Here is a 25086-nt window from a genome sequence, read left to right as displayed (position 1 = left end):
CAAGCCCGAAATGCAACCGAAATCGGCTTAGAAAATGGCCGTGAACCCGCCCCAGCCCCAGCCAACAACTCCGGCGCCTTTCCAGCCTCCGGCGCCGTTGCCGTAGTACATGGTCAGTTGGCCGGCAGCGTCGATGGCGAAGACGTCGTTGAAACCGTCCCCGTTGAAATCACCGGAACCGCCGATCCTGGACATCACGTTCCACCCGGTCCCGATGCCCGCGGCAGTGGTCCAACCGCCCTGGCCGTTGCCTCCGTAGAGCCGTAGGTTCCCGGCCGCGTCCCGGCCCATGACGTCCGGGTTGCCGTCGCCGTCAAAGTCGCCCGGGGAGAAAATGTTGTTCAGCGCTTCCCAGCCCTGGCCTACTGCGCCGGGGGCTTTGAAACCGCCAACGCCGTTGCCCGGGTAGAGCACCAGGGCGCCCGCGGGGGTCCGTGCCAGGAGATCGTTGTTGCCGTCGCCGGAAAAGTCGCCAGCGGCAACGATGGAGTCGAAAACATCCCAACCCCAGCCGATTTCCTTGCGGGGCAGCCACCCGCCGGTCCCGTTGCCGGGGTACAGGTAGAGCGTCCCGGCGTCGTCCCGGGCCACCACGTCATTGAAGCCGTCGCCGTTGAAGTCACCGGCGGAGATAACCAGATCGAAAACGTCCCAGCCATAGCCGATCGTCCTGGCTGCCTGCCACCGGCCGGCGCCGTCCGTCGGGTACAGAAGAAGGTTCGCCGACGCATTCCGCGCGAACAGATCCAGGGAGGTACCGGCGTCGAACCCTGCTGTGTGGGCCTTGTTCCTCACCACCGACTGGCTGAAAGCGGTGTACGGCCGCGTTGCGGTGACCGGCTCTCCGGCCTGGATCACTGCGCGGAAGCCGACGACGGCGCCACGGTCCGCCGCGGTCAGCGTGTAGTTTTTGCCGGTGGCACCGCTGATCACGGTTCCGTTCCGCACCCATTCGTACCTGACGCTGGTGGGACCGCCGGCTGTGCCCGAGGAAATGCTGCCCTCGCTGAAGACGCCGGTGAGCTTCTCGCCAACCGTCAGTTTCCCCGAAAGCGTGGGCGCTGTTGCGGTGATGGGGGAGGTGGGCGTCAGGGGCAGGGAAGATGCCGAAACTGCCCTGTACCCAGCGCGGGTGGCAGTGACTTTGACGGACAGTGTCTGATCGAGGTCCGCCTCGGCAACCCGGTAGTTGTTGGTGGTGGCGTTCGCGATCGGTTGGCCGTTGCGCAGCCACTGGTAGGCGTACCCGGTGGGAGTGTAAGTCCACCCGCCGTTATCGGCGGTGAGCACTTGGTCGTAACGAGCCACTCCGGAGACCACGGGTGCCTTGGTATTGGGGTTGTCCACCAGCGGGAAGTTCGGATTGTTGACGGCGAAATCCACGCCGTCCAAAGCACCGGGCCGCTGGGTGGGAGCGCTGAGCCCGGAGCTGAGGAACGTGACGTTGCCATCCCTCCCGTAGCGCACAGTCCCTTGGCCGGAGTCCAGCACAATGCCGACGGACAGCAGCTTGTACCTGCCAGTGCGCTTGAACGAGCTTCCATTCACGGGCACCGTTGCCTGGGCTGAGTATGGACCTGAGGCTTGGCTGGTGGGGCCGTAAAGCGTCGCCTGCTCCAGGGTGTCCTCATTGACGAAGGTGAAACCCACCTCCTGGGCCGGGCCGCTGAGGGTGAAGGACAAAGCGATGGTGTTGCCCGGGCCTACTGTGGCAGCGGAGGTCCTGGCCACCACGGTGGGGAGGGGCGCGTCCGGACCGGCGGCAAATGACGGCGGCGGAGGAACAGCCAGGAACAGGGCAGAGGAAAGTATTGCCGCCAGGAGGAACCTCAACGGATTCCTTGCTTGAAGCTTTCCTGTCCTGCGTTGTGCTGAAAGTGTTGCCACGCTAGCCCCCAAACCTTGGATCCTGCACCGCCGAACGGTTCCGCGGAACCTCCTGCCCCCGCGTTAGAAGAGGGCGTTGAACCCGCCCCAGCCCCAGCCGATGGCGCCGGACCCGTTCCAGCCGCCGTCGCCGTCGCCGTAATACGCCACCAACTGCCCCGAGCCGTCCACAGCGTAGACGTCTACATTGCCATTACCGTCAATGTCTCCGGCAGAACCGATGGCGCCCATTCCGCCCCAGCCTTGGCCAACAACGGTCATGGTGGAAAAGCCGCCGGTGCCGTTGCCACGGTAGAGGCGGAGTGCTCCGGCGGTATCGCGCGCCAGGACGTCCACGGAGTTGTCGCCGTTGAAATCTCCGGGGGTGATGATCTTGTTCACCACGTTCCAGCCGCTGCCCACCAATGAACGTGCCAGCCAGCCGCCCTTGCCGTTGCCGGGGTACAGATACAGGAGGCCATTGGCGTCCCGCGCCAGGAGGTCGTTGGTGCCGTCACCGTTGAAGTCGCCGGGGACCACCATCATGGTGAACGCGTTCCAGCCGCTGCCGATCTGCTTGCCGGCAGAGAACCCGCCGTTACCCGTTCCTGCGTAGAGGAAGAGGTTGCCCGCGGCGTCCTTGGCCAGGATGTCGTTGATTCCGTCGCCGGTGAAGTCCCCGGGGGAAACGACCGTGGTGAAGCCATTCCATCCGGGGCCTACGGTTTTGGGTGATTCCCAGGCGTTGTTGACGCGGGAGTACATCATGAGGGTGCCGTCTGTCCGGCGGGCCAGGAGCTCGTGGGCGCCCCGGCCGGTGAACCCGTTGGCACGGTTGGACGCGGCGATGGGCGCGGTTTCCTCGCTGCTGACCTCTTGGGGATCACAGCCGTTCTGGCTGGCCACCACGTGGGCCGCAATGGTCTTTCCGCGGTCTTTTTCGTCGAGGACGTACTTGTAGAAGTTTGGATGGTCCGCGGCCAGGACGCCGTTACGGGTCCAGTAGACACGGAAGTCCGGGCCCGCAGCAGCGCCGCAGCCGGAGTAGGATCCCGGCTCAATTTCCAGCGTGAGCGTGGAACCCACAAACGGAGCGCCATGGATCACGGGATTGTCCGGATCCATCGCTGCCATGGCGGGTGCGGGTGATACGGCCAGCGCGGCAACCATAGCCGCGGCGATTCCCGCCACGATCCGGCGCACGCCGGACGTCGGGCGCATTGGAGCCTTCATGATGTCCTCCCCAGACTTATGGGGACAATTCTACCGTGGCTGGGCTTTGCCTAGAAGATCGCTGTGAAGTTGCCCCAGCCGTTCCCGGCAACCACGGAGTCCTTCCAGCCTGCCCGGCCGTTGCCGAGGTAAACCACCAGGCGTCCCTGTTGGTCCACTCCGTAAACGTCGTTGAACCCGTCGTTGTTGTAGTCACCGGCGGCCCCCACGGACTTCAGGGCGTTCCAGCCGACGCCGATCAGCCAGGACCGCGTCCAGCCGCCTGCCCCGTTGCCACCGTAGAAGTAGAGGTAGCCGTTGCGGTCCCTGGCGAGCACGTCCACGGCGCCGTCGCCGTTGAAGTCACCCGGCGTCAACAGGGCGTCCATCACCTGCCAGCCCTGTCCGACGGCGGTTCGCGCCAACCAGCCTCCGGAACCGTTCCCGGGGTAAAGGTACAGGGCGCCGCCCGGCTCGCGGGCCAGGATGTCGTTGGTGCCATCACCGTTGAAGTCGCCAGGGCTGACGATCTGGTCAAACACGTTCCAGCCCTTGCCGATCACCTGTCCGGGTTTCCAGCCGCCGGTTCCGTCGCCGGAGTACAGGTACAGGGTTCCAGCAGCGTCCCTGGCCAGGACATCCGACTTGCCGTCGCCGTCAAAGTCGCCGGGCGAAAGGACCAGGTTGAAGCCACCCCAGCCCCAGCCCACCGTGCGTGGAGCGTCCCAGGCGTTGCCTTGGCGGCCGAACAGCTGCAGGGAACCGTCGGTGGCCCGGGTAAGGAGTTCAAAACTGCGGCCGGAGAAGCCGGCTGCCCTGTTGACCGCGCCTACCGGTTTGGTCTCATTGCTGTGCAGCGATTCGCCGCCGCACGCGGTCTTGCTGGCGGTGACGTGCGCTGCCATGCGGGCGCCGCTGTCTTCCGGCTCCAGGGTGTAGCTTTGGGCTGTTTCGCCTGCCACCAGGAAGCCGTCCCGCGTCCAGTAGACGGTGAAGTCCGGGCCTTTTCCGCCTCCGCACCCGTAAAAGGTGTAAGGGCCGATTTCCGTTGACAGCTTCTGCCCCACGAACGCGTCCCCGGTGAGGATGGGGTCGGGACCGCTGGGAGCCGCCGACGCCGGCAGTGCGCCAAGTGCCATGGCCGCCGTTGCTGCTGTCAGCAGCGCCGCCACCATCCGCCGTCGAAATCCCTGCATGTGTTTCCTCCCGTGTACCAGACCTGCTGAGAAGTGTATGTGGGGGCGGCCACAATACGGGGGAGCGGCGTGCTTGCCGCGCCCCGGGCTGTGCTCTCAGGAAACGGTCATTTAGCTCCCGTATCATTGATGCGATTGGCCAGCCGGGCGCTTTTCCCGGCGGGCCGTTTCCTTGCCAGCCTGCCAAGAGATCGCCGGAAATGCCCGTATCAAACTCACTGGAACCGTATTCCCTTGACCTGACCACGGGGCTGCCCCGTATGGCTGCCGCGCCCACCACGCCGCGGCAGCAGCTGCGCTATGCCCGCATCCTCAGAACTGCCGCCGGGTTCGCCCAACGGCAGTTCGACACCCTGAGCCTCTCCGATATCGCGGCGCGGGCAGATGTCCCGCTGGGCACTCTGTACCGCTATTTCCCTTCCACAGCGCATCTCATGCTGGCCGTTTACCGGCAGCAACTGCGTGAGCTCAGGGACGGGGTGCGCCGGCGTGAAGGCAAGGGGCACGCGTTGGCCGGGTTGATGATGGAGATCTTCCACCTGAGGGTCATGCAGCCCGGAGTGGAGCACTGCCTGATCCGTCCCGCCGGGAAGGATGAGGACGCGGCGCAACTGCTGCGCGAGATCGATGCGATGTCCCAGGAGGTCGTGGGATCCCTGAGCAAGGACACCGGAAACGACGCTGTGCGGGCCCGCATCCTCCTGCATTTGGTAAGCGGCCTGGTACAAGCCGTCCGGTGCCGCAGGCTGTCCTTGTTTGAGGCCGAAAAGGACCTTAAGAGGGCGTGCAGCCTGCTGGTTGGCGACTGACCGCGCGCCATTCAGGCCAGGTGGTCTAGACCGAAGGGCGCAAATCCCGACTCTTTTTGGGTGTCACGGGTCACACTTTTGGTAGGTTAATCGATTTACTCTCGAATCGTCTCTCTTGGTATTGAATCTTGTCTCCTCGTGGCCTTCGTAGGCTTGAATCACCGAAGCGGCTAGCAGCCCCCTCTCTGCAGAAGCAACGCCGGGCCAGCCATCCTTGGCCCGCAAAAAGTTCTGTTCCTGCCCCATCCGTGCCGTGGGTCCACGGCTAGCCTGAGGAGACAACGACGTGTCCATCGAGACAATTGCAACTGACAACGATGACCTGGTCCTGAGCGAAGAAGAGATCTTTGCGGCCCACCAAGGCGGCAAGCTCACCATTTCCAGCACCGTCCCGTTGAACAACAAACGCGATCTTTCCATCGCCTACACCCCCGGCGTTGCGCAGGTCAGCCGCGCCATTCATGCCAACCCGGAGCTTGCCCGCACCCACACCTGGGCCGAGCGCCTGGTGGTTGTGGTCAGCGATGGCACCGCCGTCCTGGGCCTCGGCAACATCGGGCCCAGCGCCTCCTTGCCGGTCATGGAAGGCAAGTCCGCACTGTTCAAGTCCTTTGGTGACCTGGACTCCATTCCCTTGGTGCTCAACACCACCGATGTTGACCAGATCATCGAGACCCTGGTCCGCTTGCGCCCCAGCTTCGGCGCCGTGAACCTCGAGGACATCTCGGCCCCGCGCTGCTTCGAACTCGAAGAGCGCCTCATCGAAGCCCTCGATTGCCCCGTCATGCACGATGACCAGCACGGCACCGCCGTCGTGGTTCTTGCTGCGCTGACCAACGCCGCCAAGGTGACCAACCGTGAACTGGCCGGCCTCAAGGTGGTTGTGTCCGGTGCCGGTGCCGCAGGCATCGCCATCGCAGAGATCCTGCTGGCCGTCGGCATCCAAGACGTGATCCTGCTCGACTCCAAGGGCGTGGTGAACGCAGAGCGCGCAGACCTCGTGGCCGACCCCACCAGCGTCAAGGCGCGGATGGCCGCACGCACCAACCCCCGCGGCGTCACCGGCGGCCCGGGCGAAGGGCTCACCGGCGCGGACGTCTTTGTGGGCGTCTCCTCCTCCAAGCTGGCGGAAGAACACCTGAAGCTGATGAATGACCAGTCGATCGTGTTCGCACTGTCCAACCCGGATCCGGAAGTCCTCCCCGAGGTGGCCCAGCAGTACGCCGCCGTTGTTGCCACGGGCCGCAGCGACTTCCCCAACCAGATCAACAACGTCCTGGCCTTCCCCGGCATTTTCCGCGGAGCCCTGGACGCCGGCGCCCGCCGGATCACCCCGGCCATGAAGATCGCCGCTGCCAACGCCATTGCCGAGCTGGCCGCAGAGGATCTGTCCGCGGACTACATTGTGCCCAGCCCGCTGGATGCACGGGTGGCGCCGGCCGTCACCGCGGCAGTTGCCGCGGCCGTCGCGGAATAACGCGCACTAACAACCCGGGGTCACTTACGGCCCATAATTTGCCCCACAATGGGCCGCAAATGACCCCGGGTTGCATGGCCATAGACTGGCCCCATGAACGCCGAACTCATCGTGACCATCCTGTGCGGCCTGGCCATAGCAGTGGGTGTTGCCGGAACCATCATCCCCGTATTGCCGGGCAGCATCCTGATCGGTGCCAGCCTGTTGGCGTGGGCCATCTGGGGCGGCGCCGGCGGCATGGGATGGGTGATCTTTGCCGTGGGCATGCTGTTTGTGGTGTCCGGAATGGCGGCCAGTGCCGTATTGACCGGCCGCAAAATGAAGCAGCACGGGATCCCCAACAGATCGGTGCTGATTGGCGTGGTCCTGGGCGTTGTGGGCATGTTCATCATCCCCGTAGTGGGGCTTTTTGTCGGCTTTGCCTTGGGGCTTCTCTTGAGCGAAGTTCAGCGGACCCGAAACTTCAGGGCTGCGCTGCGGTCCAGTGGTGCTGCGCTGAAAGCAACAGGCATAGGGATGTTGGTGGAATTTGCTTTGGCCTGCGCCGCCGCGAGCACGTGGATCATCGGCGTCTGGGCAGAAGCGGTATACGGCGGCCCTTAAGCGACCCCGCTTAACGCGAAATCGCGGGTCCGCTGCGAATTGGCATGTTCAGGAACAGCGAACTCGCACCTGACCCGCGATCTCGGCGGGGCAAGCGCTACTTCAACACGATCGTCCTGTTCCCATTCAGGATGATCCGGCCTTCGCAGTGCCAACGAACGGCGTTGCTGAGGGCCTTGCATTCGGTATCACGGCCGGCAGCCACCAGATCCTCCGGCCCGAACGTGTGGTCCACTTCCACTACTTGCTGGGCGATGATGGGTCCCTCATCCAGTTCACCATTTACGTAGTGGGCCGTGGCGCCCACAGTTTTCACTCCACGCGCGTAGGCCTGGTGGTAGGGCTTGGCGCCCTTGAAACTCGGCAGGAACGAGTGATGGATATTGATGGCGCGGCCGTCGAGCTTCCGGGCGAGGTCGTCGCTGAGGACCTGCATGTAGCGGGCCAGCACGATGAGTTCCACGTCCAGTTCATCGATGATCTCCAGCAACCGCCCCTCGGCGGCCGGCTTGGTGGCAGCAGTGACCGGGACGTGGAAGAACGGAATCCCGTGCCATTCGGCCAAGCCTTGATGATCGGTGTGGTTGGAGACCACGCCCACCACGTCGATGGGCAGCTCGCCGATCCGTGCCCGGAACAAGAGGTCGTTCAGGCAGTGCCCGAACTTGGAGACCATGATCAGCACCTTGCGCTTGTAGCCCTGGCGTTCCAGCTGCCAGTTCATGGCGTATTTCTCGCCCACGGGACAGAAAGCGGAACGCAGCGCATCCACCGTGGAAGCATCGCCGTCGGACGCGAAGTGCACGCGCATGAAGAAGTGACCTTCAGCGCGATCGCCGAATTGCTTGTTGTCGATGATGTCGCACCCGTGGTCCAGCAGGAATCCGGACACAGCGTGCACAATTCCCGGTCCCTCGGGACAGTCCAAGGTGAGGACGTGCTCCACGGTGGTTCCGGAAGGGGACGCGGCGGAAGTTTCGGTTTGGATGGCAGTCATGGTTAGCACTCCACTACGTTGACGGCGAGGCCCCCACGGGAGGTCTCTTTGTACTTGGATTTCATGTCAGCGCCTGTCTCGCGCATGGTTTTGATGGCCTTGTCCAGCGATACCTTGTGGCTGCCATCCCCATGCAGGGCAAGGCGGGCTGCGTTGATCGCCTTGACGCTGGCAATGGCGTTGCGCTCGATGCAGGGGATCTGCACCAGCCCACCCACGGGATCGCAGGTGAGGCCCAGATTGTGCTCAATGCCCACCTCGGCCGCATTCTCCACTTGCTCCGGCGTTCCGCCAAGGACTTCGCAGAGCCCGGCGGCGGCCATGGAGCAGGCCGAGCCCACCTCACCTTGGCAGCCAACCTCGGCGCCGGAGATGGAGGCGTTGATCTTGAACAGGATTCCGACGGCGGCCGCCGCCAGCAGGAACCGCACGACGCCGTCGTCGTCGGCTCCCGGAACAAACCTCGTGTAATAGTGCAGCACTGCCGGGACGATCCCGGCGGCACCGTTGGTGGGTGCAGTAACAATCCTGCCGCCCGCGGCGTTTTCCTCGTTCACAGCCAAGGCGAAGAGGTTCACCCATTCCATGGCGAGGAGCGGGTCCGCTGAAGCACTACCGTTCAGGTCCGCGTCGGTTTCGGAAAGCTTCTTGAACAACGACGGCGCCCGTCGCCTGACGTTCAGGCCTCCCGGCAGGATTCCCTCGGCAGAGCAGCCGTTGTCCACGCATTCCCGCATGACGGCCCAAATGCCCAGCAGCCGCTCACGAAGTTCTTCCTCGGAACGCCACACCAGTTCGTTGGCCAACATGACGTCCGAGATGGACATGCCCTCGCGCTCGCAGATCGCCAGGAGTTGGTCCGCCGTGGTGAAGGGATAGGGGAGAACGGTGTCATCGGCTACCACTTTGTCGGCTCCGGAGACGTCGCCGTCCACCACGAAGCCGCCCCCTATGGAGTAGTAGCTGCGCTCCCGCAGGACAGTGCCGGTGTGGTCCAGTGCCCTGAACGTCATGCCGTTGGGGTGGGCCGGGAGTGATTTGCGGCGGTGCAGGACCACGTCCTCCTCCCAGTTGAAGTCCACCCGGTGGTTGCCGCCCAGTCGCAGCTCGGCGTCGAGTGCCGCAGCGGCTACCTGGTCATCGGCCGTATGGGTGTTCACGGTTTCGGGGGAGTGGCCCTGCAGCCCCAGCACCACGGCCTTGTCTGAGCCGTGGCCGCGGCCGGTGGCGCCCAAGGAGCCGAAAAGCTCAGCCTGGACGCGCACCGTGGCCGGGAGCTGGCCGGACGACTCAAGACCGTCCGTGAACTGCTTTGCCGCCCGCATCGGGCCGACCGTGTGTGAGGACGACGGCCCGATGCCAACAGAAAACAGGTCAAGCACACTCAGTGCCATCAGGGGACCTCGGGGGAGGCGTATTCCCTCATGGCGTCCAAGAGCCAGCGGCCCAGGAAGTCGGCAAACGAGGCCCGGGGAAAGATCCGGTAGGAGTCCTCGGAAGTCTTCCACAGCATCACCGGGATGTGTGCAAGTTCCGTGGAAACCGCGGTGCCGGTCTTGAAGACCCGGGGGTGGAGATCCAAGGAACAGGTCTTTTCCAACACTGCCCGGGCGTGGCTGCCGGAAAGCTCGAACGTGGTGCGGTTGGCGGACAAATCCACCACCTGGCCTGCGTCGTTGCCCAGTGCAGCGGTGAGATCGCTGACCAAGGAGCCGCCCAGGGAGTCGTGGGCTTCCTCCGGTGCAACCACCAGGAACTCGGTGGGGCCAAGCCACAGGGTATTCACGGAATCCGTCCCCGTCACCTCGCCGCAAGCGGCAGGCAAGCCGCCGGTCACGGACGCAACGCGGGCACCGGCGTCGGACGTCCGGTCAACCCGAAGCCCAACCATGGCCTGGTACGGGATCTCGGTGAGTGTCACTGTGCCCGGAACCGAGCCGGACGTGAACGCCTCAGCCAGGTGCTCGGCCGGACTGCGCCGTGCCCCACGAACACTGTTCACGGTTTCTGCGGGGGTTGCTGTTTCAGCCATCTTTGCGGGTCCCTTCAGCATCGAAAAGTACGGTTTCGCCAACAACCACGTCAACCAGTTGGTCTCCCAGCGAGGCCACCAGGGTCTCGCCAATGCGGTTGCGGCCGTTCTGGATAAGAGCCAAGCCGAAGGAACGGCCCAGCGCGGCGCTGTGGTAGCTGGAGGTCACGAAGCCCTCCATGGGGACGGGGCCGTTGGCCGGGTTGACCGGGATGCCCTTTTCCACCAGCTGCGTGCCTTCCGGCAACCTCAGCGAGTGGTCCACGGGAAGGACACTCACCAGGTGCTTGCGGTCTTCGCGGCTTGCGTCCTGCCGGAGGTAGGAGCGCTTGCCGATGAAGTCCTTGGCCTTGGAGACGATCCAGTCCATGCCCGCGTCCTGTGGGGTGACGGTGCCGTCGGTATCTTGCCCCACGATCGGGTAGCCCTTCTCGGCGCGGAGCACGTGCATGGTTTCGGTGCCGTACGGGGTGATGTTGAACTCCGCACCCGCAGCAGCAACAGCTTCCCAGGTGTTGAGTCCGTACCAGGACGGGATGTTGATTTCGTAGGCAAGTTCACCGGAGAAGGAGATGCGGCAAACACGTGCCTGGACTCCTGACGCCAACGTGGTTTCGCGGAAGGTCATGAACGGGAAGTTCCCTGCCTCCAGGCCACCGTTTTCGGCCAGCTGCGGAGCAACCTTGGCGATCACTGCGCGGGACTTCGGGCCAACCACGGCAATGGTGCTCCACTGCTCGGTCACCGAGGTGCAGACCACATCGAGTTCCGGCCACTCCGTCTGGTGCCACTCTTCCAGCCAGTCCAGCACCTTGGCTGCGCCGCCGGTGGTGGTGGTCATGAAGTAGCGGTCATCATCCAGGCGCAGGGTCACGCCGTCGTCGAAGATCATGCCGTCCAGGGTGCACATCACGCCGTAGCGTGCGGATCCCGGTGCGAGCTTCTTGAACGCGTTGGTGTACACGCGGTTCAGGAATTCGCCCGCGTCCTTGCCGCGGATCTCGATCTTGCCCAGCGTGGTGGCGTCCATGAAGCCCACGGAATCGCGGACGGCGGCACATTCACGCAGGACCGCCGTGTCCATGTCTTCACTGCCCTGCGGGTAGTACCAAGGACGCTTCCACTGTCCAACATCTTCAAACAGTGCGCCTTGGGCAACGTGCCACGGGTGGATGGAGGTGACTCGGGCGGGGTCGAACAGCTCACCGCGCTGGCGGCCTGCCAACGCTGCGAAAGCCACCGGCGTGAACGGTGCACGGTACGCCGTGGTGCCGATCTCGCCCACTCCCGGGATGCTCTCCGCGCCGCCGAACTTCAGCGCTGCAGCGATGACGCCGATCGCGTTGACGCCGGACGTCTTGCCCTGATCGTTGGCCGTGCTGATGGAGGTGTACCGCTTGACGTGTTCCACGGACCGCATGCCTGCCCCGGTGGAGCGGAGGACGTCCGCCACGGACTGGTCGCGCTGGAAGTCGACGAAGTGGTGGTGCCATTCGCCTGGCTCACCGCTCTGGCCGGGAACCAGCCAGAGCTGGCGGCTCGGTGCGCCGGCCACAGGGTCCTGGAGTTCTACCGGGGTGGTTGCGGACTCGAAGCCGGCAGCGATGGATGCTCCCGCGCCAGCCGAGATGCCCTCGGCCAGGCAGTCCTGGAGTTCGTAGCTGCCACGGCCTGCGCCCACAACCTGCTGGTCGCGGACCGGCTTGGTGGGAATGAACGCAGCGAGCGCATCATCCCAACGCAGCTTCCCTTGACGCTGGCTGTGGAGGTGGACCACCGGGCTCCAGCCACCGGAAACTGCAAGCAAATCGGCAGCCAGCTGTTCGACGCCTGAGGTGAGTTCGCCGTCGTCGTTAATGCTGCGGACGGTGACGCCGTTCAGGCGGCCATTCTCGTCCGCGGACGTGTCAGCGACTGCACTGCCGATGAGGACCCGGATACCGGACTCGACGGCGGCAGCGGCCTTCGCGCTGATCTGCGGACGGGCATCGACGACGGCGGCAACCGCCACGCCTGCTGCCTTCAGGTCCGCAGCAAGTGCGTAGGCGGAGTCGTTGGTGGTGCTGATGACCACGCGCGAACCGGCTGCGACGGCGTAGCGGTTGAGGTACGTGCGGGCCGCCGAGGCGAGCATGATGCCCGGGCGGTCGTTGTTTTCGAAGACCAGCGGACGCTCGTGGGCGCCCGGAGCCAGGACAACCTGCTTGGCACGGATGTGCCAAATACGCTGGCGCGAGACACCCGAGGCTGCCGGAACGCTCAGGTGGTCCGTGCGGTTCTGGGCTGCAATGAAGTAGTTGGAGTCGTAGGAACCGAAAGCCGTGGTGCGGTTCAGCACCGTGCATTCTGCAGCGGAAACCAGCTCGGCCTCCACGTCTGCCACCCATTCAAGGGCCGGCTTGCCTTCGATCTCTTCTGCCAGTTCCGGGGCCGTGGAACCGGAGAGCAGCGAGCCACCAAGTTCGGGCTGGTCATCAATGAGGATGACGCGGGCGCCGGTGCGGACAGCTTCACGGGCCGCGGCAAGGCCGGCAATACCGCCGCCGACCACCAGGACATCCGTGTGGACGTACTTCTTGTCGTACTCAGCCTTGTCCTCGTTGGGATCAAGCTTGCCAAGGCCGGACAGGAGTTCAATGTTCATGCCGTCCACCAACGAAACTGCCGTGGCGGGAAGCATGGACTCGGCAACGTGTCCGCGGAAACGGGGCGCGATCTTGACCAGGGCGTTGGACTCTTCCACACCGGCTGCCATGATGCCGCGGGGGCGGTCCTCGTAGAGGGAGTTGCCGGCGTTGATGTGGCCGTTCGCCAGCAGCGCCGAAGCGATGGTGTCACCCGGGTGGCCGGTGAATTCCTGGCCGTCCACGGTGAAGCGCCAAGAGATGCTGCGATCGATGCGTCCGCCGGTGGCGAGGCGTGCGTTCTTACTGGTCACTTCTAGACTCCTTCCGAGGAGATGGGGGTGGTGGCCGTAGGTGAGGCGGCACCGGGGGCGAGGCCTGGTTCGCCGGCTTGGCCGAACTCGCCGGCCTGAGTGAACTCGCCTGGCTGGTCCGGTTCGCTGCTTTGGCCGGGGGATTTGATGTCCGGCCGGGGCTGGCCCATCCCGTAGATCGAGTGGATGTCGTAGCTCACGGTGTCGCGGAGCATGTTGAACCACTGCCGGCAGCCGGTGCTGTGGACCCAGCGCTCAGCAAAGGTGCCCTTGGTGTTCTCGCGGTAGAAGAGGTACTCGGCCCACTCCCGGTCGCTGAGCTCGTTGGGGTTCTCCGGGTAGGCGATGTGCGCCTGGCCGCCGTAGTGGAATTCGGTTTCGTCGCGTGGCCCGCAGTTGGGGCATGAGATGAGGAGCATGTCTTTCCTGTCCTGGCTAGTGGGCCACGGCTGCGGCGCCGTGTTCGTCGATCAGGGCGCCGGTTTCGAAGCGTTCCAGCGCGAAGGGCTTGTTCAGCTGGTGCGGCGCACCGGTTGCGATGGTGTGCGCGAAGGTCAGGCCCGCCGCCGGGGTCCCCTTGAAGCCGCCGGTTCCCCAACCACAGTTGACGAACATGTTCTCCACCGGGGAGAGGCCAACAATCGGAGAAGCGTCCAGCGTGGTGTCCACAATGCCGCCCCAGGTCCGGAGCACGTGGGCCCGGGCAAAGATCGGGAAAAGCTCAACGGCTGCTGCCATCTGCTCCTCGATCACGTGGAACGAGCCGCGCTGGCCGTAGCCGTTGTAGGAGTCGACGCCGGCACCCATCACCAGTTCGCCCTTGTGGGCTTGGGATACGTACACGTGGACGTGGTTGGACATGACCACGGTGGGGTGGACCGGCTCGTGGAGTTCAGACACCAGCGCCTGGAGCGGGTGGCTCTGGATCGGCAGGCGGAAGCCCGCCATTTCCGCCAGGACCGAGCTGTGGCCGGCGGCGCAGAGGCCCACCTTTTCGGTGTTGATGGTGCCGCGGGTGGTCTTGACGCCCGTGACGCGGTTGCCGTCCTTGATGAAGCCGGTGACCTCGCAGTTCTGGATGATGTCCACGCCCAGCTCGTCGCACTTGCGGGCGAACGCCCATGCCACGTGGTCGTGCTTGGCGATGCCTGCGCGCGGCTGGTACGTGGCGCCCATGACGGGGTAGCGGATGTTGTCGCTGATGTTCAGGATGGGGCAGAGTTCCTTGACCTGCTGCGGGTCCAGCCATTCAGCGTCCACGCCGTTGAGCCGGTTGGCTCCCACCCGGCGGACGCTTTCGCGGACATCGCCCAAGGTGTGGGCCAGGTTCATGACGCCGCGCTGGCTGAAGAGGAAGTCGTACTCAAGTTCCTCGGGCAGGATTTCCCAGAGCTTGAGGGCGTGCTCGTAGATGGCTGCGCTCTCGTCCCAGAGGTAGTTGGAACGGATGATGGTGGTGTTGCGGGCCATGTTGCCACCGGCCAGCCAACCCTTTTCCAGGATGGCGATGTTGGTCATGCCATGGTTCTTGGCCAGAAAGTACGCCGTGGCCAAGCCGTGGCCGCCGCCGCCCACAATCACGGCGTCGTAGCTCTTCTTCGGGTCCGGGTTGCGCCAGAGGAAGTCAGGGTGTTCGGGGAGGTGGTCTGCACTCACTGGGCTGCTCCAATCAGTTCTGCTTCGGTTGCGGCGCCATTGCCGTTGGTGTTCAGGTGCGGGTAGAGGGGGAATTTGTCAGCCAATGCGGTGACGCGGTTGCGGAGTTCGACGGCGGTGCTCTCGTCCAGGGCGACGTCGCCTTCGGTGCCTGCTTCAGTTCCTGCGGAGGTGCCGCTGTTCGCCGCGGCGATCAACGCCGTCGCAATGATGTCCGAGACTTCAGTGAAGTCTTCGGCGCCGAACCCGCGCGCGGCGAGGGCCGGAGTACCGATGCGCAGGCCGGAGGAAACCATCGGTGGGCGGGGATCGAACGGGACGGCATTGCGGTTGACCGTGATGCCGATCCGGTGGAGTGTGTCCTCGGCTTGCTGACCGTTAAGTACTGAATGGCGTAGGTCGGCGAGGACCAGGTGGACGTCGGTTCCACCGCTGACCACGGAAATGCCGGCCGCGGCAACGTCGTCTTGCAGGAGGCGCTGGGCCAGGATCTTGGAGCCTTCAAGCACGCGGACCTGGCGTTCCTGGAACTCCGGTTCGGACGCCATCTTGAAGGCGACGGCCTTGGCTGCGATGACGTGTTCCAGCGGACCACCCTGCTGACCGGGGAAGACGGCGGAGTTAACCTTCTTGGCAATCTCGGCGTCGTTGGTCAGAATCACGCCACCGCGGGGTCCGCCAAGGGTCTTGTGGGTGGTGCTGGTGACGATGTGGGCGTGCGGGACGGGGCTGGGATGAAGTCCGGCAGCCACCAAGCCGGCAAAGTGGGCCATGTCCACCATGAGGTAAGCACCCACAAGGTCGGCAATGCGGCGGAATTCAGCGAAGTCCAGCTGCCGCGCATAGGCGGACCAGCCGGCGACGATCAGCTGCGGCTTGCTCTCAAGGGCCAGGCGCTCCACTTCGGCCATGTCCACGGTGTGGGTATCCTCGCGGACGCCGTAGGGGACAACCTTGTACAGCTTGCCGGAGAAGTTGATGCGCATGCCGTGGGTCAGGTGGCCGCCGTGGGCCAGGTTCAGGCCCATGATGGTGTCGCCCGGGGTGATGAGCGCGTGCATGGCCGAGGCGTTTGCCTGGGCGCCGGAGTGTGGCTGGACGTTGGCGAATTCTGCGCCGAACAAGGATTTCAAGCGGTCAATGGCCAGCTGTTCGATCACATCAACGTGCTCGCAGCCGCCATAGTAGCGCTTGCCCGGGTAGCCCTCGGCGTACTTGTTGGTCAGCACCGATCCCTGTGCCTGCATGACGGCTGTGGGTGCGAAGTTCTCCGAAGCGATCATCTCCAGCGTGGACTGCTGGCGGATGAGTTCCTGGGCGATCGCCTGATCAACCTCCGGGTCCGCCTGTGCCAGCGGGCGGATCAAGGGTTCAACCATGGTGTTCTCCTTCAAAGCGTGACTGGCTGCCGACTGTTAGGCAACTGATATATTAGAACTATTGCCATAGTATGTTGGAGATCACATAGTCGTCAACAGGTCCGCGGTAACCCATCCGGCACACTGGAAATGCGACTAACGGGAGAGAGCAATGAGCGCAGCACTGGAAGCACTGGAATCCGCTCCGCAGGGCACGTCCCTCGCGGAGAACGCCTACCTGCTGCTGCGCGATCGGCTCATCATGCTGGACATCAAGCCCGGCGATCCCATCAATGATGGGCAAATTGCCGCCGAATTGGGGATTGGGCGGACCCCGGTCCGCGAAGCCATCAAGCGGCTCGAAAGTGATCACCTGGTGGTCTCATACCCCCGGCGCGGTACGTTCGCCACCGGCGTGGACATCACCCAGCTCGCCGAGGTTTCCGAGATCCGGGAGCTCCTGGAGCCGCTGGCTTCCAGGAAGGCCGCCCGCATGGCCGGTCCCGCGATGCGGGAGGAGCTGCGCTCCGTTGCTGCCGCGATCAGTGCGCTGGACGGACAGGATAATTCCTCGCAGGAACTCATGCGGTACGACATTCAGGTTCACCGGCTCATCTACAAGGCTTCGGCTAACGCGCACCTGGAAGATGTCCTGATCCGCTACGACAACCTCGCCACCCGCATCTGGTGCCACATGCTGGAGAAGATGCCGTCCGTCTCAGGGCACATCTCCGAGCATGCCGACCTCCTTACGGCCATTGCCGACGGCGACGAAGAGCGCGCCGCCGAGCTCGCCCTGCACCACGTGGTCAGCTTCGAAGAGACCATCCGCAAGGTCCTCTAGCCCCCGGCCCCTCTCTCACGTCCCGCGGGTTTTTTGGCGTTCCTCTCTCACGTCCCGCGGGTTTTTTGGCGTTCCTCTCTCACGTCCCGCGTGCCTTTTGGCGTTCCTCTCTCACGTCCCGCGGGTTTTTTGGCGTTCCTCTCTCACGTCCCGCGCGCCTTTTGGCATTAGGTGGGGGTGGGATGTGAGAGAGGGATGCGTTAGGTAGGGGTGGGATGTGAGAGAGGGGTACGTGGGTGGGGGTGGGATGTGAGAGAGGGACGGGGTTGTGGTGTGTACAACTAAGGTCCCCGCCGGATATGTAGCTCTTGACTGTGTCGCCACTCACACTTAGTCTGGTGCAACAGCGTTGCGCTGAATGCAACCCCAATCAAATTTGGTGGACACATGAGCAATGAATCATCTGTGGCAGCCGCACCGGGCAGCCCCTCCCGCACCCCCCACGCATCAAGCTCCCAACCAGCAGTCAGCAGTGACACTCGACGGCGAGTGGTCACCGCAAGCTTCATCGGGAACTTTGTTGAGTGGTTCGACTACGCCGTGTACGGATACCTGGCCGGCGTCATCTCTACTGTTTTCTTCCCCGAGTCCGACCGGCAGACGGCCTTGCTCGCGACCTTTGGCGTGTTTGCCATCAGTTTCTTCGTCAGGCCCTTGGGTGGTTTCATCTGGGGCCACATCGGAGACAAGCTGGGCCGCAAGCAAGCGCTGAGCCTGTCAATCGTCCTGATGTCCGTCGCGACATTCTGCATAGCCCTCATCCCCGGCTACGCCACGATCGGCGTGATGGCGCCGATCCTGCTCCTCCTGGTCAGGGTGGTCCAAGGCTTCTCCGCAGCCGGCGAGTACGCCGGGGCGTCAGCTTTCCTGGTGGAGTATGCGCCGCCGAACCGCCGCGGACTGTATGCCGCCGTCGTGCCCGCCAGTACCGCAGCGGGTCTGCTGCTGGGGTCCCTGCTGGCCGCCCTGCTGAGTTCAGTCCTCAGCGCCGAGCAGCTCAACGAGTGGGGCTGGCGCCTGCCGTTCCTGTTGGCTGCGCCCATGGGATTGATCGGGCGGTATATCCGGACCAAGCTCGAGGACACGCCGGCTTTCCGTGAACTCGCCGCCAAGGACAACGCGGTCAAAGCACCCGCCTTCGCCATGTTCAGGACGTACCGGAAGCAACTCATCATTGCCACCGGCGCAGTGTTGCTGAACGCGGTGGGTTTCTACGTGATCCTCAGCTACATGCCCACGTACCTGTCGGAGGAACTGGGCTTTGGGGCAACGGAATCATTCCTTGCCACCACCATCGCCTTGGCCAGCTACATCGGCTTCATCTTCCTGACCGGCATGGCGTCGGACAGGTTCGGCCGCAAGCGGATGCTCATCACGGCGTCCGTGCTGTTCATGCTGTTGACGGTGCCGGCATTCATGCTTCTGGATACAGGCAATTTCCTGGTGATCGTGCTGGTGCAGATTCTGCTGGGCGGGATGCTCACCCTGAACGACGGCACGCTTCCAAGCTTCCTGGCCGAACTCTTCCCCACGAAGGTCCGCTACACGGGATTTGCCGTCAGTTTCAACCTCTCCAACGCCCTGTTCGGCGGCACTGCGCCCTTCATGGCCACCTTGCTTATCGGCATGACCCACAACCAACTGGCTCCCGGTTGGTACCTCGCGGCTGCCGCCCTGGTTTCCCTCATCGCTGTCCTGTTTGCCACGGAGTCTTCCAAGAAGCCCCTGCTGCAGGACTAGAACAACCAACCCATTGAAAGGAAAGACCATGACCATCACGCAGAACGAGGCCGTCAACGATGTGGCCAAGCTCGAACGCACCAAAGTCCTCAACAACGGCGAAAAGGTCTCGCTGACCTTCTCCGACGCAGAGTTCGAGCGCCGTCTGGCCGGACTCCGGAGCATCATGGCTGAGAAGGAACTCGACGCCGTCATCCTCACCAGCTACCACTCCATCAAGTACTACTCCGACTTCCTTTTCACCTACTTCGGCAGGTCTTACGGAATGGTGGTCACCAAGGATGACACGGTGACCGTTACGGCAAATATCGACGCCGGTATGCCTTGGCGCCGCAGCTACGGCGAGAACCTGGTGTACACGGACTGGCGCCGGGACAACTACATCCACGCCATCCAGGAAATCCTTCGGACCCGGGGCATCAACCCGCGGCGCATCGGCGTGGAAGACGATTCCCTGCCGTTGGACAACCGCAACAAGATCCAGGCCGCTTTCTCCGGTGCAACCCTGGTGGATGTGGCACAGGCTGCGATGCGTCAGCGCATGATCAAGTCCGCCGAGGAGATCGCGGTCATCAAGCACGGCGCGCGCATTGGTGACCTTGGCGGCGAGGCCATCCGCAACGCCATCACGGCCGGGATCACCGAGTACGAGGTGGCGCTGATCGGTACCGAGGCCATGGTCCACGAAATCGCCCGGACGTTCCCGGATTCCGAAATCCGCGACACGTGGGTGTGGTTCCAGTCCGGCATCAACACGGACGGTGCCCACAACTGGGCAACCACCCGCAAGATCCAGGAACACGACATCCTGTCCCTGAACTGCTTCCCCATGACCAGCGGCTACTACACCGCACTGGAACGCACCCTGTTCTACGGCGAACCCGATGCCCGCTCCTTGGAACTGTGGAACATCAACGTGGAGGTCCACAAGCGCGGACTGGAGCTCATCAAGCCCGGTGCTGTGTGCAAGGACATCGCGGCGGAACTCAACGAGATCTACGTCAGCCACGGCCTGCTGGCCAACCGGACCTTTGGCTACGGCCACTCCTTCGGTGTGTTGAGCCACTACTACGGACGCGAAGCCGGACTCGAACTCCGGGAGGACATTGACACCGTGCTGGAGCCCGGCATGGTGGTGTCCATGGAGCCGATGATCACGGTGATGGACGGCCAGCCAGGCGCCGGTGGCTACCGCGAGCACGACATCCTGGTGGTGGGTGAAGACGGTGCGGAGAACATCACCAAGTTCCCGTTTGGCCCTGAGTACAACATCATCGGAGCCTAGGTCTGATGGGCCGGCGGACGCTGCACCCAGTGCCCGCCGGCCACGTCAGGTCCATGGACACCGGACGCAGCGAAATATAGTGAACGCATGACTCCCACGGAAACCAGCCAGACTCCTGACAGCAGAAACGGCAACGGGGACAGCAAAAGCACCTCGGTGATTGTCAACGCCATCGCGGTCCTGAGGAGCTTCTCGGCGGAGGAGCCACTGCTGGGAGTCACCGAAATCGCGGGCCGCATTGGCATGCACAAGAGCACCGTCAGCCGCATTCTGGCGACGTTGGAGCAGGAAAACCTTGTGGAGCGCGACGTCGAATCGCGCAGGTTCCGCTTGGGGCTGGGCATGATCGCCATGGCGGGGCCCTTGTTGGCCGAGCTGGAAGAGCGCCGCGTGGCCTACCCCGTGCTCCGCGAACTGACCGAGCGCACAGGCGAAACCAGCGCGCTCATGGTGTGGAACGGCGTCGAATCCATGTGCGTGGAGCAGATCCCCAGCCGGCATCAGGTCAAGCACTTGGCGCCGCTGGGTGCCCGGTACAACGAGGCCCTGAGCTCGTCGGTCCAAGTGTTCCTGGCGGCTGAGGATGAGGAGCGCGTCCGTCAGTTGCTGCGCAGCGGTTCCATCACTCTGCCCGGCTTGGATGATGATGCTGTTGAGGCGTATCTGGCGCGGGTTGGCGATTCCAAGGAACGCGGCTGGGCTGTGAATTTCGGGGAGACGTCCATTGAGGAAGTGGGGGTGGCCTCGCCGGTGTTCGATTACCGCGGGGAGATTGTGGCCTCCGTCCTGATTCCGGCCCCGAAGTTCCGCGTTTCGCAGGACACCCTGGCCAGTCTGGGCGAGGCGTGTGCCGCGGCGGCGGCGAAGGTGACCACACGGCTTGGTGGGCGTCCCGCGCGGTAGCCGTGCGCCGCCGTCGAGCCTCAAAGCCCGAGCCATCCCGGCGCGAGGAAAACAACAGGCGACCGTCCCCCGGAAGGGGCGGCCGCCGTCGTCGTCAGTGGCTACAGTGTCCTTCGCGAAGTAGCCGTCTCATCCATGGCATCCCTGCCGAGCCAAACGCCCAGGCCCACCATGGCAATACCAAGGATCAGGTGGAGCCAGTTGTCGGCGGTGTTGAACGGGACAAAGTTGGCGCCCGTTCCCTGGTTGATGACCAGGCCGTAGATCCACAGGACGATGTACACAGCGCCGCCGCCCAGCAGGAACAAGCGCGCCATCCGCGCGTTGCGGGCCATGGTCAGGCCGGCTGCGCCAAACAGCAAGTGGACGATGTTGTGAAGTATGGACACTTGGAAGACTCCAAGCAGCATGGCGCCTGACTCATGTCCCGCAAAAGTCATGGCGCCGTAATTGGTGGTGATTCCCGGGATAAAGCCCAGTACGCCAACCAGCAGAAATACAATGCCGACGCCCATGGCGGTGTTACGCAGGGTCAAGCCCATCATGTGATGGTGTTCGGCGGGGTGCGAAGCGGTGGTCATCAGTCCTCCCTTTCACGCGGTTACCCGGCTCTTCTCATGGAGAGCCGACCTGCGGCAAGGGGTGTGGCAAAACCTTGCCGACGCCGCCATAATACTCCTCAAACGCCCTCAATAGCAGGGGATGTGCCCAGTTCAGCGGCGGTTAGCATGGTTGCATGAGCCATGTTCCCCACGGACGCGCGCACACCGTTTTCCACGACACCCGGGACTTCACTCCGTTCCGGGACGGTTATGTCCGCACGCCGGTCCGTGGACTTACCGACGGCGTGGGTGGAGTGCTGTCCGGCGTGCTGGGTGGCAGGGACCAAGCCCGGTTGTCCGTGACCGGCCGGGTGCCCCGGCTCCGGATGCTGTCCTCCAGGCAAGCCAAGGCCATGCACGAGGCCGTATTCACCTCCACGGCTCCGGATCCGCTCCTCTCACTTGCCCGGGCCTATCCGGGGTGGGCCGGTTTGTGCCACGTGGTGGCGGGCCTGATCGCGTACAAGCAGGGCGGTTTCCTCCGCGCCTCCGAGCTTCTGCAGCGCGGTTTAACAACAAGGATCGACGACGACGCCAGCCAGTTCTCGTCCATCTACCTGGGCCAGGTGGTCACCCGGGTTGAGGTTGCCGAGCGCATTGAGGTTCCGGTGCTGTTCAGCGAGGAATCGGTATTCCTGGCGTTGTCCCATTGCCTCCGGGAGATGGGGATGACCGAGGCGGCGCTGGAAGCGGTGGTGGGCCTGCCGCCGTCGTTGCCTTCCGCGTTGGCCCGTTGCACGGCGGCGCATGCGCTGGAACGTCACCGGGACGTGGTGCGCTGGACGGAAGGTTTGCTGAACACGGATGATCTCTCCGCGGCGTTGCTGCTGATCAGGGCGCGTTCGCAGCGGGCCAGGGGCGATGTTGAATCGGCCCAGGCGGCGTTGAAGGAGGTCCTTCGGCGGCGCAAGACCAGCTTGGTCCTCCGCAATGACGCGCTCACGGACAAGGCCTTGCTTGCGCTGGATCAGGGGCGCCGGACGTTGACCCCGTGGTCCAAAAAGGCTGCCCCGGCGGAGGAGCTGGAGACCCTGGAGTTCATCCGCAAGGACGCCGAAATGCGCCGCCTGTGGGAGAACGATTTCAGGCAGCTCGGCGGCGAGTAGGAATCCCTGGCGGACCCTGTGCGGCGCGCCATCGTTGCCCGCCTGGGTCAAGGAAAACAAGGAAGAGAACTGACATGAGCAATCCCACCACCATCACTGCAGAAACCGGCGTTCCCTTTGTAGACACCGTCCGGGACTTCGACGCTCCCATCAGCGCCGTCTTCAAAGCCCACGTGGACCCCGACCTGCTCGCCAAGTGGTTGGGGCCGCGCAGCACGTCCATGAACGTCACGGAATACAACGCCGTGACGGGTGGAACCTGGCGCTACGAGAATGGGGACGCAGGGAACCCCTTCTCCTTCCGCGGCGTCTTCCACTCCGTGGAGACGGATGCGCTGATCATCATGACCTCGGAGTTCGATGGCGCACCCAACCAGGTGGTCATCAGCACCACCACTTTTGAAGAAGTGGATGGCCGCACCAGGATGCAGGCGCACGAGGTCTACCCGACGGTTGAGGCGCGGGACATGGCTTTGTCCACCGGCATGAACTACGGCGTGATTGAGGGCTACGAGCGGTTGGACGAGCTGCTGGCGTCCTGAACCCCAGGGATCATCCGCCGGCCACTGATGCCAGCAGCGGGAGCACTTGTTCTGACAACAGCACGGCTCCCAGTCCGATCATGATGATTCCGCTGATGAGGGTAACAATCCGCGCTGCGCCGGGCCTTGAGGCGAGGAGCTTCCTGGAAGTCAGAGCAACGGCCGTATAAACGAGCCCGGCCAGGAGGACGAACGTCAGGCCCAGCAAGCCAGACTGCACCGGCACCGGGAGTGTGGCATCCGTGCTCACAAATTGCGGCACCAGCGCCACGAAGAACAGCAAACCCTTGGGATTGATGCCGCTGGTGCCCATGCCCTGGAAGAAGGTGCGGAGCTGGTTTCCGGAATGTACGACGCCGGCTTCCGCGCTGAAGGTGGCCCCGCGCCATGAGCGGATGGTGGCCACGCCGAGCCATAGCAGGTACGCGGCGCCGGCGATGGTCAACCACCCGAGGAGGCCTGGTACGCCGGCCAACAAAGCCGCCAACCCGGCCACCATCAACAAGGTGTGCACCACGTAGCCGCTGCACAGCCCCGCCACTGCGGGCACGAAGCTGCGTTGGCGGAGGCCGGCCGAGATGGAGTAGGCCCAGTCCACGCCCGGGGTGCACGCCAGGGTGACCGCAACGAGGATGAAGGCGAGGAACAGCTGCGGATTCACGGTCTCTCCAGAGTTTTAGGGAACGGGAAAACTCTAGGTAAAAACTGGCCATAAGTGTTCCCGTTTTTATCGCAGAGACAGCTGCTTTGGGTAAGATATATGCGTGATTGACGGAATCGACAGAAGTATTTTGCGCCACCTCAAAGAAGATGGCCGGATGACTGCCACGGCGCTCGCCTCCAAAGTGGGGTTGACTGTGGCCCCTTGCCACAGGCGGCTCCGCGATCTGGAGAAAGACGGGGTGATCCGCGGCTACCGCGCGGACATTGACCCCGGCGCTGTGGGACTGGGTTTCGAGGCGATCGTCTTTGTCACGCTGCGCCAGGTGGACCGGACCACCATGGCGGATTTCGAGGATCGGGTGGCCGCCAGCCCCAACATCGTGGAGGCCCAGCGATTGTTCGGTTCGCCGGACTATCTGCTGAAGGTCATCGCTGCCGACTTGCCCGCCTACCAGCGCTTTTACGACGACGAGTTGGCCGCGCTGCCTGCGGTGGAACGACTGACGTCCACGCTGGTGATGAAGAACCTCAAGACGAATATCGGGCCGCCTGTTTAGGCAGCCGCCCGTCTACCCGGCCAGGAGTCCCGTGGTCCGGTAAGGAATCACTTCGCGCAGGAACATGCTGGTGGACGTCCGCACGATCCCCGGACACAGCCTTATTTCCTCCGAGACCCGGTAGAGGTCATCCGGACTCTTCGCCACCACCCTGATCACCAGGTCAGTATCTCCGGCGGGGGCGTGGCACTCCAGGACCTCGGGGATTCGCCGCAGGGCCGCGATTGCCTCGTTGAGATGGCTCTGGTCCAGTTCTGCGCTGACCGCAGCGGCCACTCCGCGGCCCAGCGCAGAGGGGAGGACTCTGCTGCTGTTGGCGCGCAGTGCCCCGGAGCTTGTCATCCGCTCCAGTCGGGACTGCACTGTGCCGCGGGCCAGGTGAAGTTTCTGCGCAAGGACCATGATGGGCACCCGGGGATCCTCGTCCAAAGCCGCGAGGATTCGCCGGTCCGTGCCGTCGAGTTCCTGCAAAGTGACCACTTCCTGTCGTTGAATTCCATCCAGACTGGTCAGATCGATCAATCCACTCGAGGTCTGTTGCACCTACTGTATGTCTCCTGCTGAAATAGTGGCAACGAAGCAGGCAAGGGCTACCGCCCAAGCCCGCAGGCAGCAGGTCACGCGGAACACCACCCGCAGCCCTGTCACAGGCTTCCCGCAAGGAAGCAGCCGCTGATTGACTCTTGTTCACAGCATTGTC

23 protein-coding genes are annotated in these 25086 nt (G+C 63.9%); 10 read left to right on the top strand and 13 right to left on the bottom strand.

The genetic code is table 11. The annotated features are described in order from the left end of the window. Positions 1-27 precede the first annotated feature (27 nt). From JOE60_RS16805 to JOE60_RS16795, 3 genes are all read right to left on the bottom strand, one after another. On the bottom strand, positions 28-1887 hold the full coding sequence (locus JOE60_RS16805) for an FG-GAP-like repeat-containing protein (RefSeq protein WP_167268691.1): 1860 nt from the start codon (positions 1885-1887) through the stop codon (positions 28-30). Between the two features lie 63 nt (positions 1888-1950). Continuing rightward, positions 1951-3099: an FG-GAP repeat domain-containing protein gene (locus JOE60_RS16800; RefSeq protein ID WP_167268694.1), complete on the bottom strand. Its 1149-nt coding sequence runs from the start codon at positions 3097-3099 to the stop codon at positions 1951-1953. A gap of 50 nt (positions 3100-3149) precedes the next feature. Beyond that, a complete protein-coding gene (locus JOE60_RS16795) occupies positions 3150-4274 on the bottom strand; it encodes an FG-GAP repeat domain-containing protein (RefSeq protein ID WP_167268696.1) in 1125 nt (374 codons plus the stop codon). A gap of 200 nt (positions 4275-4474) precedes the next feature. Between JOE60_RS16795 and JOE60_RS16790 the strand changes: the two genes are divergently transcribed. From JOE60_RS16790 to JOE60_RS16780, 3 genes are all read left to right on the top strand, one after another. Then, on the top strand, positions 4475-5083 hold the full coding sequence (locus JOE60_RS16790; protein ID WP_167268699.1) for a TetR/AcrR family transcriptional regulator: 609 nt from the start codon (positions 4475-4477) through the stop codon (positions 5081-5083). A gap of 286 nt (positions 5084-5369) precedes the next feature. Beyond that, a complete protein-coding gene (locus tag JOE60_RS16785; RefSeq protein ID WP_167268702.1) occupies positions 5370-6560 on the top strand; it encodes an NAD(P)-dependent malic enzyme in 1191 nt (396 codons plus the stop codon). 93 nt (positions 6561-6653) lie between these two features. Then, the gene (locus JOE60_RS16780; protein WP_167268705.1) at positions 6654-7163 is read left to right on the top strand and encodes a DUF456 domain-containing protein; all 510 of its coding nucleotides are present in this window, start codon (positions 6654-6656) and stop codon (positions 7161-7163) included. A gap of 97 nt (positions 7164-7260) precedes the next feature. On the opposite strand, the gene purU is transcribed toward JOE60_RS16780, so the two are convergent. The 7 genes from purU to glyA are packed head-to-tail and all read right to left on the bottom strand — an operon-like array spanning position 7261 to position 16165. Then, a complete protein-coding gene (gene purU, locus JOE60_RS16775) occupies positions 7261-8160 on the bottom strand; it encodes a formyltetrahydrofolate deformylase (protein WP_167268708.1) in 900 nt (299 codons plus the stop codon). A 2-nt stretch (positions 8161-8162) separates the two neighbouring features. Further along, entirely contained in the window at positions 8163-9554 is a 1392-nt protein-coding gene (locus tag JOE60_RS16770) for an L-serine ammonia-lyase (protein WP_167268710.1), read from the bottom strand. Further along, positions 9554-10192: a sarcosine oxidase subunit gamma gene (locus JOE60_RS16765; RefSeq protein ID WP_167268713.1), complete on the bottom strand. Its 639-nt coding sequence runs from the start codon at positions 10190-10192 to the stop codon at positions 9554-9556. Before JOE60_RS16765 ends, JOE60_RS16770 begins: the two co-directional genes overlap by 1 nt. Then, positions 10185-13130, bottom strand: a complete 2946-nt coding sequence (locus tag JOE60_RS16760) for a 2Fe-2S iron-sulfur cluster-binding protein (RefSeq protein WP_167268715.1) — start codon at positions 13128-13130, stop codon at positions 10185-10187. Before JOE60_RS16760 ends, JOE60_RS16765 begins: the two co-directional genes overlap by 8 nt. 2 nt (positions 13131-13132) lie before the next feature. Next, on the bottom strand, positions 13133-13549 hold the full coding sequence (locus tag JOE60_RS16755; RefSeq protein WP_167268718.1) for a sarcosine oxidase subunit delta: 417 nt from the start codon (positions 13547-13549) through the stop codon (positions 13133-13135). Between the two features lie 16 nt (positions 13550-13565). Then, a complete protein-coding gene (locus JOE60_RS16750; protein ID WP_167268721.1) occupies positions 13566-14786 on the bottom strand; it encodes a sarcosine oxidase subunit beta family protein in 1221 nt (406 codons plus the stop codon). Further along, positions 14783-16165 carry a serine hydroxymethyltransferase gene (glyA, locus tag JOE60_RS16745; protein ID WP_204814953.1) on the bottom strand — a complete coding sequence of 461 codons (1383 nt, stop codon included), beginning with the start codon at positions 16163-16165 and terminating at the stop codon, positions 14783-14785. The genes JOE60_RS16750 and glyA overlap by 4 nt, the downstream gene beginning before the upstream one ends. A gap of 151 nt (positions 16166-16316) precedes the next feature. On the opposite strand from glyA, the gene JOE60_RS16740 reads away from it, so the two are divergent. The 4 genes from JOE60_RS16740 to JOE60_RS16725 all read left to right on the top strand — a co-directional run bounded on the left by JOE60_RS16740 (position 16317) and on the right by JOE60_RS16725 (position 20916). Then, complete coding sequence (locus JOE60_RS16740; protein ID WP_167268724.1) at positions 16317-16988, top strand: GntR family transcriptional regulator; 672 nt, start codon at positions 16317-16319, stop codon at positions 16986-16988. Positions 16989-17375: 387 nt separating this feature from the next. Then, complete coding sequence (locus JOE60_RS16735; RefSeq protein WP_167268726.1) at positions 17376-18728, top strand: MFS transporter; 1353 nt, start codon at positions 17376-17378, stop codon at positions 18726-18728. Positions 18729-18756: 28 nt separating this feature from the next. Next, entirely contained in the window at positions 18757-20013 is a 1257-nt protein-coding gene (locus JOE60_RS16730; RefSeq protein WP_167268729.1) for an aminopeptidase P family protein, read from the top strand. A gap of 87 nt (positions 20014-20100) precedes the next feature. Beyond that, positions 20101-20916, top strand: coding sequence for an IclR family transcriptional regulator (locus JOE60_RS16725; RefSeq protein ID WP_167268731.1), 816 nt, complete (start codon positions 20101-20103; stop codon positions 20914-20916). A 101-nt stretch (positions 20917-21017) separates the two neighbouring features. Here the strand turns inward: JOE60_RS16725 and JOE60_RS16720 are convergent, their stop codons facing one another. Further along, entirely contained in the window at positions 21018-21497 is a 480-nt protein-coding gene (locus JOE60_RS16720; protein ID WP_167268733.1) for a DUF4383 domain-containing protein, read from the bottom strand. 155 nt (positions 21498-21652) lie between these two features. Between JOE60_RS16720 and JOE60_RS16715 the strand changes: the two genes are divergently transcribed. Together JOE60_RS16715 and JOE60_RS16710 are read left to right on the top strand one after the other, a co-directional pair. After that, on the top strand, positions 21653-22624 hold the full coding sequence (locus JOE60_RS16715; RefSeq protein WP_167268735.1) for a hypothetical protein: 972 nt from the start codon (positions 21653-21655) through the stop codon (positions 22622-22624). A gap of 74 nt (positions 22625-22698) precedes the next feature. After that, on the top strand, positions 22699-23166 hold the full coding sequence (locus JOE60_RS16710) for an SRPBCC family protein (RefSeq protein WP_167268737.1): 468 nt from the start codon (positions 22699-22701) through the stop codon (positions 23164-23166). Between the two features lie 10 nt (positions 23167-23176). On the opposite strand, the gene JOE60_RS16705 is transcribed toward JOE60_RS16710, so the two are convergent. After that, entirely contained in the window at positions 23177-23827 is a 651-nt protein-coding gene (locus JOE60_RS16705; RefSeq protein ID WP_167268739.1) for a LysE family transporter, read from the bottom strand. 103 nt (positions 23828-23930) lie between these two features. Between JOE60_RS16705 and JOE60_RS16700 the strand changes: the two genes are divergently transcribed. Next, positions 23931-24386: an Lrp/AsnC family transcriptional regulator gene (locus tag JOE60_RS16700; protein WP_167268742.1), complete on the top strand. Its 456-nt coding sequence runs from the start codon at positions 23931-23933 to the stop codon at positions 24384-24386. 12 nt (positions 24387-24398) lie between these two features. Here JOE60_RS16700 and JOE60_RS16695 read toward each other — a convergent pair whose 3' ends face one another. Then, entirely contained in the window at positions 24399-24857 is a 459-nt protein-coding gene (locus JOE60_RS16695) for an Lrp/AsnC family transcriptional regulator (RefSeq protein WP_204815020.1), read from the bottom strand. Positions 24858-25086 lie beyond the last annotated feature (229 nt).

It is taken from the genome of Paenarthrobacter ilicis (genome assembly GCF_016907545.1).
Lineage (GTDB): Bacteria > Actinomycetota > Actinomycetes > Actinomycetales > Micrococcaceae > Arthrobacter > Arthrobacter ilicis.
Note: the sequence above shows the minus strand (reverse complement) of the source record. Positions and strands in the feature narration are given on the sequence as shown.

Coding starts and splice junctions, on each gene's coding strand:
- JOE60_RS16800 (WP_167268694.1), bottom strand. CDS start 3,099: ATGAAGGCTCCAATGCGCCCGACGTCCGGCGTGCGCCGGATCGTGGCG.
- JOE60_RS16795 (WP_167268696.1), bottom strand. CDS start 4,274: ATGCAGGGATTTCGACGGCGGATGGTGGCGGCGCTGCTGACAGCAGCA.
- JOE60_RS16790 (WP_167268699.1), top strand. CDS start 4,475: ATGCCCGTATCAAACTCACTGGAACCGTATTCCCTTGACCTGACCACG.
- JOE60_RS16780 (WP_167268705.1), top strand. CDS start 6,654: ATGAACGCCGAACTCATCGTGACCATCCTGTGCGGCCTGGCCATAGCA.
- purU (WP_167268708.1), bottom strand. CDS start 8,160: ATGACTGCCATCCAAACCGAAACTTCCGCCGCGTCCCCTTCCGGAACC.
- JOE60_RS16770 (WP_167268710.1), bottom strand. CDS start 9,554: ATGGCACTGAGTGTGCTTGACCTGTTTTCTGTTGGCATCGGGCCGTCG.
- JOE60_RS16765 (WP_167268713.1), bottom strand. CDS start 10,192: ATGGCTGAAACAGCAACCCCCGCAGAAACCGTGAACAGTGTTCGTGGG.
- JOE60_RS16755 (WP_167268718.1), bottom strand. CDS start 13,549: ATGCTCCTCATCTCATGCCCCAACTGCGGGCCACGCGACGAAACCGAA.
- glyA (WP_204814953.1), bottom strand. CDS start 16,165: ATGGTTGAACCCTTGATCCGCCCGCTGGCACAGGCGGACCCGGAGGTT.
- JOE60_RS16740 (WP_167268724.1), top strand. CDS start 16,317: ATGAGCGCAGCACTGGAAGCACTGGAATCCGCTCCGCAGGGCACGTCC.
- JOE60_RS16735 (WP_167268726.1), top strand. CDS start 17,376: ATGAGCAATGAATCATCTGTGGCAGCCGCACCGGGCAGCCCCTCCCGC.
- JOE60_RS16730 (WP_167268729.1), top strand. CDS start 18,757: ATGACCATCACGCAGAACGAGGCCGTCAACGATGTGGCCAAGCTCGAA.
- JOE60_RS16725 (WP_167268731.1), top strand. CDS start 20,101: ATGACTCCCACGGAAACCAGCCAGACTCCTGACAGCAGAAACGGCAAC.
- JOE60_RS16720 (WP_167268733.1), bottom strand. CDS start 21,497: ATGACCACCGCTTCGCACCCCGCCGAACACCATCACATGATGGGCTTG.
- JOE60_RS16715 (WP_167268735.1), top strand. CDS start 21,653: ATGAGCCATGTTCCCCACGGACGCGCGCACACCGTTTTCCACGACACC.
- JOE60_RS16710 (WP_167268737.1), top strand. CDS start 22,699: ATGAGCAATCCCACCACCATCACTGCAGAAACCGGCGTTCCCTTTGTA.